Raw genomic sequence first — 16,140 nt, 5'->3', positions numbered from 1 at the left:
CACTTACCAGTGCTAATTACCGTTAAGTAACCCGAATCTTAGATCTCTGCCCACGGCACGGATACGTGAGCTATGCGACAACGGGAAAGTGCCCGGTGAGGCGCCTTCGCATGCCACAGCTATGCTCGGCAGCGCCCCGAAGCACCCACACCTCTGGAGCACCGCGATATGGCCCTCAAGATCACCGTGATCGGCACCGGCTACCTCGGCGCGACACACGCCGCGGCCATGGCCGAACTCGGCTTCGAGGTGCTCGGCCTGGACGTCGTGCCCGAGAAGATCGACATGCTCACGCGGGGCGAGGTCCCGATGTACGAGCCGGGCCTCGAGGACCTCCTGCGCCGGCACGTCGCGGGCTTCGAGGGTTCGAGCGGCCGACTGCGCTTCACGATGGACTGGGCCGAGGCCGGGGACTTCGGCGACGTGCACTTCGTGTGCGTGAACACTCCGCAGAAGCACGGCGAGTACGGCTGCGACATGAGCTACGTCGACTCCGCCTTCGCCTCGCTCGCGCCGCACCTCAAGGACGGCGCGCTCGTCGTCGGCAAGTCGACCGTGCCGGTGGGCTCGGCGGACCGGCTCACCGAACTCCTTCCCGAGGGCACGGAGCTGGCGTGGAACCCGGAGTTCCTGCGCGAGGGCTTCGCGGTCAAGGACACGCTGCACCCGGACCGGATCGTCGTCGGCGTGACCAGTGAGCGGGCCGAGAAGCTGCTGCGCGAGGTGTACGCGAAGCCGCTCGCCGAGGGCACGCCGTTCATCGTGACGGACTACCCGACGGCCGAGCTGGTGAAGACGTCGGCGAACTCCTTCCTCGCCACGAAGATCTCCTTCATCAACGCGATGGCCGAGGTCTGCGAGGCCGGCGGCGGCGACGTCGCCAAGCTCGCCGAGGCCATCGGCCACGACGAGCGGATCGGGCACAAGTTCCTGCGGGCCGGGATCGGCTTCGGCGGCGGCTGCCTGCCGAAGGACATCCGGGCGTTCATGGCGCGCGCCGGCGAGCTGGGCGCGGACCAGGCCCTGACGTTCCTGCGCGAGATCGACTCCATCAACATGCGGCGGCGCGGCGCGATGGTCGAGATGGCCCGCGAGGCCCTCGGCGGCGGCGCGTTCCTCGGCAAGCGGGTGGCCGTCCTCGGCGCCACGTTCAAGCCGGACTCGGACGACGTACGGGACTCCCCCGCGCTGAACGTCGCCGGGCAGATCCACCTCCAGGGCGGCCAGGTCACCGTCTACGACCCGAAGGGCATGGAGAACGCGCGGCGCCTGTTCCCGACCCTCGGCTACGCGGACTCGGCCCTTGAGGCGGTGCGCGGGGCGGACATCGTGCTGCACCTCACCGAGTGGCGCGAGTTCCGCGAGCTCGACCCGACCGAGCTGGGCAAGGTCGCGGCGAACCCGGTGATCCTGGACGGCCGCAACGCGCTGGACAGCTCGCTGTGGCGGGAGGCCGGGTGGACGTACCGGGCGATGGGACGTCCGAACGCGTAGCCCTTCTCCGAGGTACTACCTGGCGCGGTAGCGCCGCATCTTCGCCCGGGCCCCGCAGACCGCCATGTCGCACCAGCGACCGCGGCCCGCGGGGCTCCGGTCGTAGTACGCCCAGTGGCAGTCGGCGGCCTCGCAGGCCTTGAGCCGCGCCCAGGTGCCGTCGCCGCGCGCCTCGGCGATGGCGGCGGCCACCCGCCCTGCCAGCGATGCCCCGTCCACCGGGACCAGGCTCGCCGCGCCGTCCCGCGTGTCGACCGCCACCCTCAGCGGCGCCCGTTCGAGCAGCTCGCCCAGCGGGGTCACGGCGCGGTGCGGCGGATGCCCCGCGTGGGCCAGACAAGCGGCCCGCAGCGACTCGCGCAGCTCGCGCGCCTCTTCCAGTCCGTCCCCCGCGATGCCGAAGCGCTCGCGCACCTCGGCCCGCTCCAGCGCGTCCTCGCCCGCCGTGATGTCGAGCAGCGTGTTCACGAGGGCCTCGATCAGGGCGAGGCCGCCGGGGGCGGTCTGGCGGGCATTCATGGTTGCGACGTTACCCCCAATAGGGAAGCATGCAGTAACGCCGGAGTTACCAGTTGACCCCGTCTAGGGGTAACACGAGGAGGCAGCATCATGCCCATCGCACAACTCGGAGTCGTCGTCCTGGACTGTCCGCGGCCGCGCGAGCTGGCCGAGTTCTACGCGGCCGTGCTCGGCGGCAGCATCACCGGCGACGAGGGGTCCTGGGTCGACGTGAAGGCGCCGGGCGGCCACCGCCTCGCGTTCCAGCAGGCGCCGGGGTTCGAGGCGCCCTCCTGGCCCGCGCCGGACGCCTCGCAGCAGTTCCACCTCGACCTGACCACGGAGGACCTCGACGCGTCGGAGAAGGAGGTCCTCGCCCTCGGCGCCACCGTGCTCGACGCCGAGGACCGCGACCGCAGCTGGCGGGTCTACGCGGACCCTGCGGGGCACCCGTTCTGCCTCTGCGCCTGCTGACGGACGTCGGCTACGGGGCCTGGAGTCCGGGGACCGCCGCAGCCGGGACGCGGCGGTGCCGGGCGGCGCGGGAGACGAACTCCGTGCTGCGCAGCACCCGCTGGACGTTGCCCCAGGTGAGCAGGGCGAGGTCGGCATCCGGCCAGCCGCGGTCCCTGAGCTCCGCGACCAGGGCCGGGTAGCCGGCGACGTCGGCGAGACCCTCGGGGTGCGTGTCCCCGGTGTCGTACGTCCCGGACAGGCCCACCGACTCGGGACCGGCGAGGCGGCGCACATGGTCGACGTGGTCGGCCACGTCGCGCAGGGCGGGGCCCGTGCGGGCGGCGGAGCACGGCACCAGGCACAGCCCCTTGCGCTCGCCCAGCCCGGCGAGGAGCTCGTCCGGGGCGTTGTCCGGGTGCCGGTTCAGGGCGTGGGCGCCGGAGCGGGTCAGGACGACCGGGGCCTTGGAGACGGCGAGTACGCGGGTGGCGGTGGCGGGCGACGCGCCGGTGAGGTCGATGAGCATGCCGAGCCGGTTCATCTCCCGGACGACCTCGTCGCCGAACCGGGTCAGGCCGTCCTCCTGCGACGTCCATGTCGTGCCGCTCAACGTGAGGGCGCGCAGGCCGAGGGCGTGCAGCGAGCGCAGCGTGCCGAGCGAGTCCGCCACCGCCGCGGCCGGGGCGGGGCCGATCAGGACGGCGATACGGCCGTGGGCGTGGGCGTCCGCCGTGTCGGAGGCGGAGCGGGCGAGCCGGAAGTCCTCCGGGTGGCGGGCGACGACGTGGTTGATCAGGTCGATCTGCTCCAGGACCGAGGTGACCGGGGCGTCCGGGTCCACGTGCGGTGCCCACAGCTGGGCGCCGGTGCCGCCTGCGCGCAGCCTCGGCAGATCGACCTGCACGGCGCTCTCACCGAGTTCGAGGTCGTACCAGGGGAGGGTGCGCAGCACTTGCGGGAGACCGCAGTAGCCGTCGGCGACGGGGTGGCGGGCCGGGAGGTCGCGGGGTGGTGGGGGTGCGAGGGGTTCGGCGTTGCCCGATGCGGCCGGGACGGGGCCTCGGGGCATGGGAGTTTCCGGATCGTCCTCCTCGGCGGGGGCCGACTTGGTGGGTTCCAGGTCGCCTGCCTCGGCGGGGGCGTTGAGTTCGTCCTGTAGGTCTGCCATGGCAGGGCTCCGGACGTCGATGGGACAGTCGTTCGAACCACCGTTGCACGCCGCGCGAGCGGGGTCTCGGCGAGCGGTGCCGTTCGGGTGGGCGGGCCTGTCGTCGCGTGACGTCGGCAGGCCCGCCGCCCAGCGCTACCCGTCCAGCTGGGACAGCGTCGCGTTCGACGGGCCCCGGCGGGACTGGAGGTCGGCCGCCACCGATTCCGCGTCGCCGAGGACGCGGACCGCGTTGTGCCACGTCAGCTTGGAGAGGTCGGCGCGGGACCAGCCCCGGTCGGCCAGCTCCGCGATCAGGTTCGGGTAGCCGGAGACGTCGTCCAGGCCGTCCGGTGTGAACGCCGTGCCGTCGTAGTCGCCGCCGATCCCGATGTGGTCGACGCCCGCGACCTCGCGCATGTGGTCGAGGTGGTCGGCCACCGTGGAGACCGTCGCGACCGGACGCGGCCGCGCCTCCTCGAAGGCGCGGTGCAGCTTCATCGCCTCGGGGGACGTGTCCAGGTGGTGGTAGCCGTGCGAGCGGAGGTTGTCGTCGGCCGCGGCCGTCCAGTCCACCGCCGCCTGGAGGACGAACTTGGGGACGAAGGTGGCCATGGCCACTCCCCCGTTCCCCGACAGGCGCTCCAGCACGTCGTCCGGGATGTTGCGCGGATGGTCGCACACCGCGCGGGAGGAGGAGTGGGAGAAGATCACGGGCGCTTCGGAGACGTCGAGCGCCGCCCGCATCGTCGTCGCCGCGACGTGCGAGAGGTCGACCAGCATGCCCTCCCGGTTCATCTCCCGGACGACCTCGCGGCCGAAGGCGGAGAGGCCGCCGACGCCGGGCTCGTCCGTCGCCGAGTCCGCCCACGCGATGTTGTCGTTGTGCGTGAGCGTCATGTAGCGCACGCCCAGCGCGTACAGCGCGCGCAGCGTGGCGAGGGAGTTGTTGATGGAGTGGCCGCCCTCGGCGCCCTTGAGCGAGGCGATACGGCCCTCGGCGCGCGCCGCCTCCATGTCGGCCGCCGTCCGCGCCTCCCGCAGCTCACCCGCGTACCGGGCGATCAACTGGTCGACGCAGTCGATCTGTTCGAGCGTGGCGCTGACCGCCGCGTCGCCCGTGAGATCCGTACGGACGTAGACGGACCAGAACTGTGCGCCGACCCCGCCGGCCCGCAGGCGGGCCAGGTCGGTGTGCAGATGCGCGCTCTGGTCGGCGGCGATGTCCCGCGCGTCGATGTCGTACGTGACCTGCTCGCGCAGCGCCCACGGCAGATCGTTGTGCCCGTCGACGACGGGGAACTCGGCGAGCAGCGCCCTGGCCTGCTCCAGCGACGTGGTCATGTCCGTCACTTCCCGAAGCCGAAGCCGCCGCCCGCGCCCTCGACCTTGGCGCGCAGCCGCTTGCCCTTCTCGGTGGCCTGGTCGTTCAGCTCCTGCTGGAAGTCCTTCATACGGCCGAGGAGTTCCTCGTCGTGCGCGGCCAGCATGCGGGCGGCGAGCAGGCCCGCGTTGCGCGCCCCGCCCACCGACACCGTCGCGACCGGGACGCCCGCCGGCATCTGCACGATGGACAGCAGGCTGTCCATGCCGTCGAGGTACTTCAGCGGGACCGGCACGCCGATCACCGGCAGCGGCGTCACCGACGCCAGCATGCCGGGCAGGTGGGCCGCGCCGCCCGCGCCCGCGATGATCGCCTTGAGGCCGCGCCCGGCGGCCTGCTCCCCGTACGAGATCATCTCGTGCGGCATCCGGTGCGCGGAGACGACGTCGACCTCGTAGGGGATCTCGAACTCGTCGAGGGCCTTGGCCGCGGCCTCCATGACGGGCCAGTCGGAGTCCGAGCCCATGACGATGCCGACGACGGGGGACGTGCTGGCCGTGCTGGTGCTCATTCGGTGATCGTGCCCCTCAGGTATCCGGCGGCGTGCCGGGCGCGGTCGAGGACGGCGTCGAGGTCGTCGCCGTAGGTGTTCACGTGACCGACCTTGCGGCCGGGCTTCACGTCCTTGCCGTACATGTGGATCTTGAGCTGCGGGTCGCGGGCCATGCAGTGCAGGTACGCGCTGTACATGTCCGGGTAGTCGCCGCCGAGGACGTTGCACATGACCGTCCACGGGGCGCGCGGGCGCGGGTCGCCGAGGGGCAGGTCGAGCACGGCGCGCACATGGTTCGCGAACTGGGACGTGACCGCCCCGTCCATCGTCCAGTGGCCGGAATTGTGCGGGCGCATCGCCAGTTCGTTGACCAGGATGCGGCCGTCGTGGGTCTCGAAGAGCTCGACCGCGAGGTGGCCGACGACGCCGAGCTCGCGCGCGACGCGCAGCGCCAGCTCCTGGGCCTCGCCCGCGAGGGCCTCGTCGAGCTCGGGCGCCGGGGCGATCACGGTGTCGCAGACGCCGTCGACCTGCTGGGACTCGACGACGGGGTAGGCGACGGCCTGGCCGTGCGGGGAGCGCACGACGTTGGCCGCCAGCTCCCGTACGAAGTCGACCTTCTCCTCCGCGAGGACCGGCACGCCCGCCTTGAACGGGTCCGCGGCGTCGGCCTCGGAGCGTACGAACCACACGCCCTTGCCGTCGTAGCCGCCGCGCACCGTCTTGAGGATGACGGGGAAGCCCTCGCCCTCCTCGGCGAACGCGACCACATCGGCCGGGTCCCGCACGATGCGGTGGCGCGGGCACGGCACGTCGAGCGACGTGAGCTTCGCGCGCATCTCGCCCTTGTCCTGGGCGTACAGCAACGCGTCGGGCCCCGGACGGACGGGGATGCCGTCCGCCTCCAGGGCCCGCAGATGCTCTGTCGGTACGTGCTCGTGATCGAAGGTGATCACGTCGCAACCGCGCGCGAACTCACGCAGCGTGTCCAGGTCGCGATAGTCGCCTACGACGACATCACCGACGACCTGCGCCGCGGAATCCTGCGGAGTGTCACTGAGGAGCTTGAACCTGATGCCGAGCGGGATGCCTGCCTCGTGTGTCATACGAGCGAGCTGTCCACCGCCGACCATGCCGACTACGGGGAACGTCACACCCACAGGGTATCGGCCAGGTGTCCGGTCTCCGCACGGCGTCCTCCAGAGCACGGGCATGCGGGAGGGCTCGTGGTTAGCATGGCTGGGTCGGTCGTGACCGGACCTGACCTGACTTGACCTGACCGACCCGACACGTCGGACACCACAGACACCACGGGGGCTGAGGCGACCATCATGGGCATCACCGGACGGACCGGCCGCACGGGCGCACTGCGACAGCGGATCGCGGGCGTGGCCCGTGAGGTCGCCAAGTTCGGTGTCGTCGGCGCCCTCGGCGTCCTCGTGAACTTCGCCGTCTTCAACCTCATGCGGCACAGCACCGACCTCCAGGTGGTGCGCGCCAGCGTGATCGCGACGGTCGTCGCCATCGCCTTCAACTACGTGGGGTTCCGTTACTTCACGTACCGCGACCGCGACAAGAGCGGGCGCACCAAGGAACTGACGCTGTTCCTGCTGTTCAGCGCGGCGGGCCTGGTCATCGAGAACGGGGTCCTGTACGCGGCGACGTACGGGTTCGGCTGGAACAGCTCGTTGCAGAGCAACATCTTCAAGTTCCTCGGCATGGGTCTCGCGACCCTCTTCCGGTTCTGGTCGTACCGGACGTGGGTGTTCAGGACGCTGCCCGCGCGGGAGGCCGTGGCCAGCGCGGAATCGTTCCTCGGCGACTCGCAGGCGGCGCCGCCGGTCCGGAGCCGCTAGCACCCCGGTCCAGCACCAGCACGCCGGTACGTCAGCGGATCATCTGCTCGCCGCCGTCGTCCGGCGTCTTCTTCAACGGCGTACGGGACAGGAACAGGCCGAAGACGGGCGGGCTGCCCTGGAGCATTTCGAGGCGGCCCCCGTCGGCCTCCGCCAGGTCGCGGGCGACGGCGAGGCCGATGCCCGTCGAATTGCGGCCGCTGATGGTCCGCTCGAAGATCCGTGAGCCCAGCTCGGCCGGGACCCCCGGGCCCTCGTCGGTGATCTCGACGATGGCCTGGCTGCCGGTGACCCGGGTGCGCAGGGCGACCGTGCCGCCACCGTGCATCAGGGAGTTCTCGATCAGCGCGGCGAGCACCTGGGCCACCGCGCCGGGGGTGCCGACCGCCGTGAGGTGGCGCTTTCCGGAGGAGACGATCGCGCGCCCGGCGCTGCGGTAGGCGGGCCGCCACTCCTCCAGCTGCTGCTTGATCACCTCGTCGAGGTCGAAGGGGACGGCGGAGCCGGTGCGCGGGTCGCGGGAGTTCGTGAGCAGCCGCTCGACGACGTCGGTGAGCCGCTCGACCTGCGCGAGCGCGATCGTCGCCTCCTCCTTCACCTCGTCGAGGTCCTCGGTCATCGTGATCTCCTCGAGCCGCATGGAGAGCGCGGTGAGGGGCGTACGCAGCTGGTGCGAGGCGTCGGCCGCGAGGCGCCGCTCCGCCGTCAGCATGCGGGCGATGCGCTCCGCCGAGCCGTCGAGGACGTCCGCGACGCGGTCCAGCTCCGGGACGCCGTAGCGCTTGTGCCGGGGCCGCGGGTCGCCGGATCCCAGGCGTTCCGCCGTGGAGGCGAGGTCCGTGAGGGGCGAGGCGAGCCGGTTCGCCTGGCGTACGGCGAGCAGCACGGCCGCCACGATCGCGAGCAGGGCGACGCCCGCGATGATCAGCAGGGTGCGGCCGACCTCCGAGGTGACGGCCGACCTCGCCTCCTGGACGGTGACCTTCTCGCCCTGCTCGCCGGTGGCCGTGTACGAGATGACGTCGCCGACCGGTTCGGTGCCGATGGTGAGCGGCCGGCGGCCGGGCATGTCGATCTCGGCGTAGCGCTCCCCCGCGACCTGGTCCTGGAGGATGCTGTCGGTGATCTGTTCCTCGCCGAGGATCCTGCTGTCCACGATGGAGGCGAGGCGGACGGCCTCGGACTCCACGCGTTCCTGGGCGCTGTTGGTGATGGTTCGGGTCTCCACGATGACCAGGGAGACGCCGAATACGGCGATCACCACCAGGACCACGGCGAGGGTGGAGTTGATCAGTCGGCGACGCATACGTCTCAGTGTCCCGGATTGGTTCGGCCCGCACCGGGGTCAACGTCTCGGGGATCTGCCCCGGACCCCGCTGCTCAAGCGCCGCAGGGGCTCAATGTGCACGGCTGAGCACGATGAGTGGCTAGCTCTTCTCGAAGCGGAAGCCCACGCCGCGCACCGTCGCGATGTACCTCGGGTTCGCCGCGTCGTCGCCGAGCTTCTTCCGGAGCCAGGAGATGTGCATGTCGAGGGTCTTCGTCGACGACCACCACGTCGTGTCCCAGACCTCGCGCATCAGCTGGTCGCGGGTGACCACCCGGCCGGCGTCGCGGACGAGGACCCGCAGGAGGTCGAACTCCTTTGCCGTGAGCTGGAGTTCCTCCTCGCCCATCCACGCCCGGTGCGATTCGACGTCGATGCGGACGCCGTGCGTGGCCGGGGCCTGGCTGGGCTCGGTGGCGCCGCGGCGGAGCAGGGCCCGGACCCGGGCGAGCAGCTCGGCGAGGCGGAACGGCTTGGTCACGTAGTCGTCGGCGCCGGCGTCGAGACCGACGACCGTGTCCACCTCGTCCGCGCGCGCGGTGAGGATCAGAATCGGCTCCGTGTGCCCCTCGGCGCGCATTCTGCGGGCCACCTCGAGGCCGTCCATTCCGGGCAGTCCGAGGTCGAGCACGACGAGGTCGATACTCCCCTGAAGTCCGGCGTCGAGGGCGGTGGGACCGTCCTCGCGCACTTCCACCTCGTAACCCTCCCGGCGCAGGGCGCGGGCCAGCGGCTCCGAGATGGACGCATCGTCCTCGGCGAGCAGTACACGGGTCATGGGGTGATGGTAGTCCGCAGCGGACGACGCTAGTGGGGTGATCGCCCACTGAGCCTCCCGGTGGCGAACGGAATTTTTGCCTCCGGGTTCGCGCCCTGCGGTCGGCGGGTGCCATCCTGGGGAACACCTTGGAAACAGCGCGGACGGTTCCATGGAGACCTGTGATCCATCTCTCAAGTCCTTCCATATGCCGTTGAGTCGTCCGTAAGGTGATTCAACGCCTGATGCACTACTGGGGGACCTTTGGAGCGCACTGCGCACCCAAGGTCCCTTTCTTGTGTGAGCTGACGTCCGTCAGCCTTTTTAGGAATGACCTGTGGCCGGGCCCCGCGTGTAAGGAAGCGCGCCGGGGTGTGGATCTCGGACCCGCCGTACCGGCGGGCTACGGTGCCGGCCTCCCCCACGCGGGCGCCCGCTCCCCACGAAGGTGCAGCGTCCCGAGCGAGCAAGGAACCCCCATGGCGTCCAGCCTGACGAAGGACACCACCGCGCCCGGCGCCGGTGAGAAGACCTTCCTTGGCCACCCTCGCGGCCTGGCCTTTCTGTTTCTGACGGAGATGTGGGAGCGGTACAGCTTCTACGGGATGCGTGCGCTTCTCGTGCTGTACCTGTCGGCCGGCGTCATCGACGGCGGTCTGGGTCTCAACGTCGCCACGGCGACGGCGATCTACTCCGTCTACAACGCTCTTGTGTACCTGCTCGCGCTGCCGGGCGGCTGGCTCGGTGACCGCGTATGGGGTCCGCGCAAGACGACCGCGGTGGGCGCCGTGATCATCATGGCCGGTCACTTCACGCTGGCCCTGCCGTGGGCCGGTTCGTTCTACCTCGGCCTCGGCCTGATCGCCGCCGGTTCGGGTCTGCTCAAGGCCAACATCTCGACGATGGTCGGCCACCTGTACCCGGAGAAGAACGACCCGCGGCGTGACGGCGGCTTCTCGATCTTCTACATCGCGATCAACGTCGGCGCCTTCTTCGCGCCGCTGACGATCGGCACGGTCGGCCAGACGGTCAACTGGCACCTCGGCTTCGCGATGGCCGGTGTCGGCATGGCGCTCGGCCTGATCTGCTTCCTCTTCGGCTACCGCTACCTGTCGGGCGAGTCGAACGTCGTCCCGTCGCCGATGAGCGACAACGAGAAGCGCGACCTCTGGAAGAAGAGCGGAATCTGGGCCGTCGTGGCCGTCCTGTTCTACGCCGCCGCCGGCGCCGCCGGTGCGCTGACTGTGAACTGGATCCTGTGGCCGCTCACCATCCTCGGCCTGGTCCTGCCCATCTGGTACCTGGTCAAGATGAAGCGCGACCGCGAGCTGTCGGACACCGAGCAGTCCCGGGTCTCCGCGTACATCTGGTTCTTCATCGTGGCCGCCGTGTTCTGGGGCATCTTCGACCAGTCCGGCTCCACGCTGAACCTGTTCGCCGACAAGAGCACCGCGAACACGCTGTTCGGCTTCGAGTTCCCGTCCAGCTGGTTCCAGTCGCTGAACTCGCTGTTCGTCATGGCGCTCGCGCCGGTCTTCGCCTGGCTGTGGCTGTGGCTGAACCGCCGCGGCAAGGAGCCCAGCTCCCTCTCGAAGTTCGCCAACGGTGTCTTCCTGATCGGCCTGTCCTTCTTCGTGATGATGCTGGCCCAGGCCGCCGCCTCCGGCGACGCCAAGGTCACCCCGATGTGGCTGGTCATCGTCTACCTGGTTCAGACGATCGGTGAGCTGACGCTCTCCCCGGTCGGCCTGTCCCTCACCACGAAGCTGGCGCCGGAGAAGTACGGCTCCCAGATGATGGGTGTCTGGTTCCTGGCCGTCACCGCCGGTGACTCCGTCATCGCGCTGCTGCAGCTGATCGGCGCGCCGACCGGCAGCGAGTGGTGGTTCGCCGCGCAGGGCGCCCTCGCCGTCCTGGCCGGTGTCGCGGTCTTCATGCTCCGCAAGAAGGTCAAGCCGCTCATGGGTGGCGTGCACTGACCCCGCCGCCCCGGTCCTCGTGACAACGAAGGGGCCCGGCCGCACCGTTCGGTGCGGCCGGGCCCCTTCGCGTATGCGGCGGTACTCGCTACTTGCAGTGCGTGTGGAAGAGCCAGTGCGCCATGGAGCAGCCGAGGGCGTACCCGGTGCCTCCGCCGACCGCGCCGGCCCGTCGCAGCTTGCGCACTGCAATTCCCTTTGCCTCGATGGCCTCGGAGCGAGCCGAGGTTCATCCACACAAGCACACAGCAAAGGGTTCGGCGAGGGGTGGCCGCTGACGGGCCGAGCACGCTTGCGGCCCGTCAGCGGGTCCTGACCACCGCCTTCCGTGCCCGCGGCAGGAACGTGAAGACCGCGCCGCCCAGGAGGATCACCGTGCCGGCCGCCAGGCCGAGGGCGCGCAGGGCGCCGTCGCTGGAGGCGCCGGTCTCGGCGAGGCCGCCGCCGGTCGCCGCGGAACCGCCGCCCGCCGCTCCGCCCGCCTCGCCGCCGGACGAACCGGTGCCGCCTGCCGCGCCGCCCGCCTGCTTGGACGTGTCGAGCTCCAGGGAGACCGGAGCCTTGTTCGGCGTGCAGGTGGTGGTCGTGCCCAGCGCCTTCACGGTGAGGACGCCCGGCGACAGCGTCGACTTGCCGTCGGCGCCCGGCTTGTACGTGCCCGTCAGGTCCGGGATCTCGATCGGGTCGCCGGACTTGAAGGCCTTCTTGTTGGTCGGGCCCTCGACGGGGACGGTGCCCTTGTCGGAGCCGCCCAGCTTCACCTGCATCGACGGCTTCACCGAGTCGGCCGGGATGTCGGCGGGGCTGTCCATCACGGACTTCTTGAACTTCACCGTGAGGCCGAAGTTCCCGCCGTCCTTCTTGGCGTTGATCTGCACCGGAGACGTGGCGCTCTTGTCGCCGATGGGGGTCTTGCAGGAGTACGGGACGCTGACCTCCTTGCCCGTGAAGTCGCTCTGGCCGCTGTCGCCGCCGGAGGAGCCACCGGAGCTGGACGAGCCGCCCGAGCCGGACGAGCCGCCCGAGCCACCGGAACTCGACGAGCCGCCGGAGGAGCCGCCGCTCGACGTGCCCGGCAGGCCGCCGATCACGCCGCCGCCGCCCGAGCCGCCGCCGGACGAGGTGCCCGGCAGACCGCCGATCGCCCCTCCGCCGCCGGAGCCGCCCGAACTCCCGGCCCCCTCAAGGACCTTGATGACGGCGCCCGGATCCACGCTGCCCGTCGGAGAGCACTTGGTGTCCGTCGACACCGGCTTGTTGACGTTGATGTTGTACTTGTCCGGGGTCAGCTTCACCTCTCCCGGCTTCGTCAGCTTCAGCTCACCGGTCATCGTGGAGAGCTTCATCGGGCTGTTCTTGGGGATCGCGGGGTTCTCGCGCGGGCCCTGCATGTCGATGTCACCGCTCTGTGCTCCGGACGACTTGAGCGTGCCGGTGGGCTGGACGGTGTTCTCGCCGAGGTCGAGGACGTCCGGGTTCTTCGACGCGCCCTGGATGAACTTCCAGGTCACCTTGACCGTGTCGCCGACGTTCGCCGTGGCGGGCGCCGCGATCTGGGTGATCGTGGTGCCCTGCACCGGGTCGAGCCCGGAGATCGAGGGCGGTATGCACTCCGTCTTGTACGAGGTCTCGGCGGCGGCCTGCGCGGGGGACGCCACGAACAGCAGGCCCGCCCCTCCGAGCATCAGGGCGACACCGGCCGCGCTCACTCTCCGTTGGGTGCTCACGTGTTTCCTTTCGTCGTCGGACTGTTCTCGGGCGGTGCGGAGAGTTGGCCGGCCGCGGGACGCTCCGGACCGGTGTCCGGGGTGAACCAGGGCAGGCTCGTGGTCTGTGTCGAGTCGGTCGGCCCGGTGGGCTCCTCTGCGGGCACGGGCCGCTTCGGTTTCTGCTGCGGGAGGCGCACCTTCGGAAGCCGCACGGTGTGCCCGCCCGTCGTCCCCTTGGCCCTCTTGGCGTACGACCGGCGATCACGCGGCCGTACGCGGTCCACGACCGCCATGCCGATCCGGAACACGGCGGCCGGCACGACGACGCAGAGCAGGATCCAGAAGAGGGTGACGCCCCAGGGGCGGCCCACGCCCCAGGGCTGCTCGGCCAGCACCTTCCCGCCGTACTTGAGCGAGACGAGATAGTCGCCGTGCGCGCCCGCCGACAGTTCGACGGGCAGCTTGATCTGCGCCTTGCGGCCCGGCTGGATCGTGCCGCGCCACTGCTGGTCCTCCCACTGCGGCGCGAACACGCCGTGGGAGGTGCCGACTTGGAAGATCGGGTTCTTGACCGGGGTCGATCCGACGTTGCCGACGGTGAACGTGAAGGACCGCGACGGCGGGGCGCCGAACCAGGTCAGCAGCCCGCTCGACCCTTCGAGCCGGGTGTCGGCCACCATGGACAGCTGCCCGCCGCCCGACGTCTTCGGCAGCGCCTTCACCGGATGCCCCGCCACCTGGAACACGGCGTCCGCCTGCGCCTTCTGCCCGGTCACCGTGGCGACATGGACGACGCACGGGCACGGCTTCGGCGGCTCGGCGACCGGGAGCGACTTGCTGAACGCCCCCTCGGTGTCGGTGGTGACGGCCCGCCCCTCCGCGTTGGCGCAGGAGTTGGTGCCGCCGATGACACCGCGCTGCGGGCTGGACTGCCCGCAGATCAGCATCATCAGCAGGGTGTCGGGCCGCCAGCCCGCGCCCTTCACGGTGATCGATCCCCCGGTCCCCGCCTGGGACTTGGAGAGGGTCACGGACGGCTTGTCGGCGGCGGAGGCGGTGGCCGCCCAGGGCGCCGTGCCCGCGAGCAGGGCGCCCACGAGGGCGAGGACGGTCAGCAGCCGCGAGGCGCGGGCGCCGCGGGGGTTCATGGCGCACTCCTTACGTTCCCTTGTCGGCGGAGCAGTCGGAGCAGGTGCGGCGGGACGGGCCAGGAGGGCCGTCTCCGGCGTACGTACCAGTAGGCGGCGCAGCCCGCCCCCACCAGCACGGCGAGGACCCCGCCGACCGCCGCCCACGGCACGAACCGGGCGCTCGCCGTGGCCGAGTCCGCCGCGCCGCCGCCCGCGGTGACCGTCACCTTCACGTCGACGGAGTCGAGCGCGGGGGCGTCCTTCCACGGTTCGGTGAGGCTGACCCTGCGGCCGGGCAGGAGTTGCACCGGCAGGGCCCGGCTCTTGTCGAGGGTGGCGCCGAGCATCCCGTCGGCCGTGACCGAGAGGCGCGGCGAGAGCGTCGTGTTGCCGCGGTTCACCACGTCGTACGCGATGGAGCCCTTGTCCACGCGCACGTTCTCGACCGTGAGGGCGGACAGGGTGGGGCCGCTGACCCGCAGGTGGACGCTGACCCCTGAGTCGCGCCCGCCGGCCGTCGCCACGACCGCGCCCGGATGGTCGCCGGGTGTCGTGCCCGCGGGCACGGAGACCGTGAAGGGGATCTCGGCGCGGGTACGCGCCGGGATCTTCACGGACTCCTCGGCGAACCGGATCCAGGCCCCGGTGTCCGTGGCCTTCTTGCGCACGTCCAGGGCACCGTCACCCGTGTTGTCGGCGTCGGCCCCGCGCAACGAGACCTTCAGCGGCTTGCCACTGGGATTGCTGACGGCCACCTTGTCCTCCAGCACGGACCCGGGTGTCCCCTCCGCGTAGATGTAGGGGCGTCCGTCGTCGTCGGCGGGCCGGGTGCCGCCCCCCGCGGAGGGACTGATGGTCCAGCTGGGCGCGGCGGTCGCGGCAGGTACCGCGAGACCGCCCACGGCAAGCGCCGTGACAGCGACGATCAGGGCCCGCAAGCGCTTCAGTGCGCTGCGGCGGTTGCCGATATTCGATCCCCGGCGGCGGTTGCCCATATTCAAGCCCCTGCGGCGATTGAGCAGCGGGGTCCGGGGCAGAGCCCCGCGGCCGCAACCCCGCGGGACCCCACCCACCAAAGACGAGCGCAACGTCATCTCGGCGACTCACGCCCCCTTAACGGGACGCCGCCTGATGACGCCGGGTCAGCCACAGCACACCCGCCGCTCCGGCCAGGAGCACCGTTCCGCCGAGCGTGCCGAGCGCGACCGCCGAGTCCTCCGGCCCGGTCTGCGGCAGCTCCCCGCCGGACGAGGACCCTGAGGACCCCGAGGAACCCGACCCCGGATCCGCGGCCCCGCCGCCGCCCGCCGCCGCCTTCACGTCCATCTCGAGGGACGGCTTCGGGCTGTTGGACGGCGTACAGGTGGTGTTCGTACCGAGCGCCTTGATGGTGAGGACGCCGGCGGTGAAGTTCACCTTGCCGCTCTTCTTGGGCGTGTACGTGCCCGTGAGGTCACTGATCTTGATCGGGGTGTTGGCGGGGATCGCCTTGTCGTTGGGCGGCCCGGTCGCCGTGAACTGTCCGCTGTCGGCGCCGCCCACCTTGATGACCGCGCTCGGGTGCATGGCGCCCTTGCCGAGCTCGACAGGGCTGGAGGAGACGCCCTTCTGGAAGGACATAGTGATCTTGTAGCCGCTGCCGCTCTTGGCGCTCTTCATGTCGATCGGGGACACGGCTCCCTTGTTCCCGATCGGGGTTTTGCACTGGTAGTTCACGTTCTGCACCGTGGCCGAAGCGGTGGGGGCGGCCATCAGCACCGCCGAGCCCGCCAGGGCCGCGCTGAGCGCGAACGCGGCGGTTCGTTTCTGGTACGTCCGGTACGTCACCTCGAAGTCCCTTCAGACCGCAGGTTACTGACGGTTCATCAGATCTGGGTGGCTCAAGGTACGCCGGGGACCTTGCCGAGGGA

General features: G+C 70.8%; 15 protein-coding genes. 4 read left to right on the top strand and 11 right to left on the bottom strand.

What is annotated here, in order from left to right; translation table 11 throughout:
* Positions 1-168: 168 nt before the first annotated feature.
* A complete protein-coding gene (locus ACY34M_RS26580; RefSeq protein ID WP_462721035.1) occupies positions 169-1,494 on the top strand; it encodes a UDP-glucose dehydrogenase family protein in 1,326 nt (441 codons plus the stop codon).
* 15 nt (positions 1,495-1,509) lie between these two features.
* Here ACY34M_RS26580 and ACY34M_RS26575 read toward each other — a convergent pair whose 3' ends face one another.
* The gene (locus ACY34M_RS26575; protein WP_462721034.1) at positions 1,510-2,013 is read right to left on the bottom strand and encodes a CGNR zinc finger domain-containing protein; all 504 of its coding nucleotides are present in this window, start codon (positions 2,011-2,013) and stop codon (positions 1,510-1,512) included.
* 90 nt (positions 2,014-2,103) lie between these two features.
* Between ACY34M_RS26575 and ACY34M_RS26570 the strand changes: the two genes are divergently transcribed.
* Positions 2,104-2,466: a VOC family protein gene (locus tag ACY34M_RS26570; RefSeq protein WP_462721033.1), complete on the top strand. Its 363-nt coding sequence runs from the start codon at positions 2,104-2,106 to the stop codon at positions 2,464-2,466.
* 10 nt (positions 2,467-2,476) lie between these two features.
* On the opposite strand, the gene ACY34M_RS26565 is transcribed toward ACY34M_RS26570, so the two are convergent.
* The 4 genes from ACY34M_RS26565 to ACY34M_RS26550 form a co-directional block, all read right to left on the bottom strand.
* Positions 2,477-3,616, bottom strand: a complete 1,140-nt coding sequence (locus ACY34M_RS26565; RefSeq protein ID WP_462721032.1) for a dipeptidase — start codon at positions 3,614-3,616, stop codon at positions 2,477-2,479.
* Positions 3,617-3,751: 135 nt separating this feature from the next.
* A complete protein-coding gene (locus tag ACY34M_RS26560) occupies positions 3,752-4,939 on the bottom strand; it encodes a dipeptidase (RefSeq protein ID WP_462721031.1) in 1,188 nt (395 codons plus the stop codon).
* A 5-nt stretch (positions 4,940-4,944) separates the two neighbouring features.
* Positions 4,945-5,490, bottom strand: a complete 546-nt coding sequence (gene purE, locus ACY34M_RS26555; protein WP_462721030.1) for a 5-(carboxyamino)imidazole ribonucleotide mutase — start codon at positions 5,488-5,490, stop codon at positions 4,945-4,947.
* Positions 5,487-6,686, bottom strand: coding sequence for a 5-(carboxyamino)imidazole ribonucleotide synthase (locus ACY34M_RS26550; protein ID WP_462721029.1), 1,200 nt, complete (start codon positions 6,684-6,686; stop codon positions 5,487-5,489). The genes purE and ACY34M_RS26550 overlap by 4 nt, the downstream gene beginning before the upstream one ends.
* A gap of 117 nt (positions 6,687-6,803) precedes the next feature.
* Here ACY34M_RS26550 and ACY34M_RS26545 point away from each other — a divergent pair, with 117 nt between their 5' ends.
* On the top strand, positions 6,804-7,328 hold the full coding sequence (locus tag ACY34M_RS26545; protein ID WP_462721028.1) for a GtrA family protein: 525 nt from the start codon (positions 6,804-6,806) through the stop codon (positions 7,326-7,328).
* A 31-nt stretch (positions 7,329-7,359) separates the two neighbouring features.
* Here ACY34M_RS26545 and ACY34M_RS26540 read toward each other — a convergent pair whose 3' ends face one another.
* Complete coding sequence (locus ACY34M_RS26540) at positions 7,360-8,634, bottom strand: ATP-binding protein (RefSeq protein ID WP_462721027.1); 1,275 nt, start codon at positions 8,632-8,634, stop codon at positions 7,360-7,362.
* Between the two features lie 121 nt (positions 8,635-8,755).
* A complete protein-coding gene (locus ACY34M_RS26535; RefSeq protein ID WP_462721026.1) occupies positions 8,756-9,433 on the bottom strand; it encodes a response regulator transcription factor in 678 nt (225 codons plus the stop codon).
* 458 nt (positions 9,434-9,891) lie between these two features.
* Between ACY34M_RS26535 and ACY34M_RS26530 the strand changes: the two genes are divergently transcribed.
* Positions 9,892-11,391: a peptide MFS transporter gene (locus ACY34M_RS26530; protein ID WP_462721025.1), complete on the top strand. Its 1,500-nt coding sequence runs from the start codon at positions 9,892-9,894 to the stop codon at positions 11,389-11,391.
* A gap of 302 nt (positions 11,392-11,693) precedes the next feature.
* Here the strand turns inward: ACY34M_RS26530 and ACY34M_RS26525 are convergent, their stop codons facing one another.
* The 4 genes from ACY34M_RS26525 to ACY34M_RS26510 all read right to left on the bottom strand — a co-directional run bounded on the left by ACY34M_RS26525 (position 11,694) and on the right by ACY34M_RS26510 (position 16,057).
* On the bottom strand, positions 11,694-13,076 hold the full coding sequence (locus ACY34M_RS26525; protein ID WP_462721073.1) for a hypothetical protein: 1,383 nt from the start codon (positions 13,074-13,076) through the stop codon (positions 11,694-11,696).
* Between the two features lie 38 nt (positions 13,077-13,114).
* Positions 13,115-14,248: a hypothetical protein gene (locus ACY34M_RS26520; RefSeq protein ID WP_462721024.1), complete on the bottom strand. Its 1,134-nt coding sequence runs from the start codon at positions 14,246-14,248 to the stop codon at positions 13,115-13,117.
* Complete coding sequence (locus tag ACY34M_RS26515; RefSeq protein WP_462721023.1) at positions 14,245-15,225, bottom strand: COG1470 family protein; 981 nt, start codon at positions 15,223-15,225, stop codon at positions 14,245-14,247. Before ACY34M_RS26515 ends, ACY34M_RS26520 begins: the two co-directional genes overlap by 4 nt.
* Positions 15,226-15,343: 118 nt before the next feature.
* Positions 15,344-16,057 carry an LPXTG cell wall anchor domain-containing protein gene (locus tag ACY34M_RS26510; RefSeq protein WP_462721022.1) on the bottom strand — a complete coding sequence of 238 codons (714 nt, stop codon included), beginning with the start codon at positions 16,055-16,057 and terminating at the stop codon, positions 15,344-15,346.
* Positions 16,058-16,140: the final 83 nt, after the last annotated feature.

The organism is Streptomyces sp. EDA2-14 (assembly GCF_054963755.1).
This window is presented reverse-complemented; position numbering and strand designations above follow the sequence as displayed.

Excerpts from the sequence above, each read along its gene's own strand:
- ACY34M_RS26580 (WP_462721035.1), top strand. The coding sequence starts at position 169 with ATGGCCCTCAAGATCACCGTGATCGGCACCGGCTACCTCGGCGCGACA.
- ACY34M_RS26575 (WP_462721034.1), bottom strand. The coding sequence starts at position 2,013 with ATGAATGCCCGCCAGACCGCCCCCGGCGGCCTCGCCCTGATCGAGGCC.
- ACY34M_RS26570 (WP_462721033.1), top strand. The coding sequence starts at position 2,104 with ATGCCCATCGCACAACTCGGAGTCGTCGTCCTGGACTGTCCGCGGCCG.
- ACY34M_RS26565 (WP_462721032.1), bottom strand. The coding sequence starts at position 3,616 with ATGGCAGACCTACAGGACGAACTCAACGCCCCCGCCGAGGCAGGCGAC.
- ACY34M_RS26560 (WP_462721031.1), bottom strand. The coding sequence starts at position 4,939 with ATGACCACGTCGCTGGAGCAGGCCAGGGCGCTGCTCGCCGAGTTCCCC.
- purE (WP_462721030.1), bottom strand. The coding sequence starts at position 5,490 with ATGAGCACCAGCACGGCCAGCACGTCCCCCGTCGTCGGCATCGTCATG.
- ACY34M_RS26550 (WP_462721029.1), bottom strand. The coding sequence starts at position 6,686 with ATGCCCGTGCTCTGGAGGACGCCGTGCGGAGACCGGACACCTGGCCGA.
- ACY34M_RS26545 (WP_462721028.1), top strand. The coding sequence starts at position 6,804 with ATGGGCATCACCGGACGGACCGGCCGCACGGGCGCACTGCGACAGCGG.
- ACY34M_RS26540 (WP_462721027.1), bottom strand. The coding sequence starts at position 8,634 with ATGCGTCGCCGACTGATCAACTCCACCCTCGCCGTGGTCCTGGTGGTG.
- ACY34M_RS26535 (WP_462721026.1), bottom strand. The coding sequence starts at position 9,433 with ATGACCCGTGTACTGCTCGCCGAGGACGATGCGTCCATCTCGGAGCCG.
- ACY34M_RS26530 (WP_462721025.1), top strand. The coding sequence starts at position 9,892 with ATGGCGTCCAGCCTGACGAAGGACACCACCGCGCCCGGCGCCGGTGAG.
- ACY34M_RS26525 (WP_462721073.1), bottom strand. The coding sequence starts at position 13,076 with ATGCTCGGAGGGGCGGGCCTGCTGTTCGTGGCGTCCCCCGCGCAGGCC.
- ACY34M_RS26520 (WP_462721024.1), bottom strand. The coding sequence starts at position 14,248 with ATGAACCCCCGCGGCGCCCGCGCCTCGCGGCTGCTGACCGTCCTCGCC.
- ACY34M_RS26515 (WP_462721023.1), bottom strand. The coding sequence starts at position 15,225 with ATGGGCAACCGCCGCCGGGGATCGAATATCGGCAACCGCCGCAGCGCA.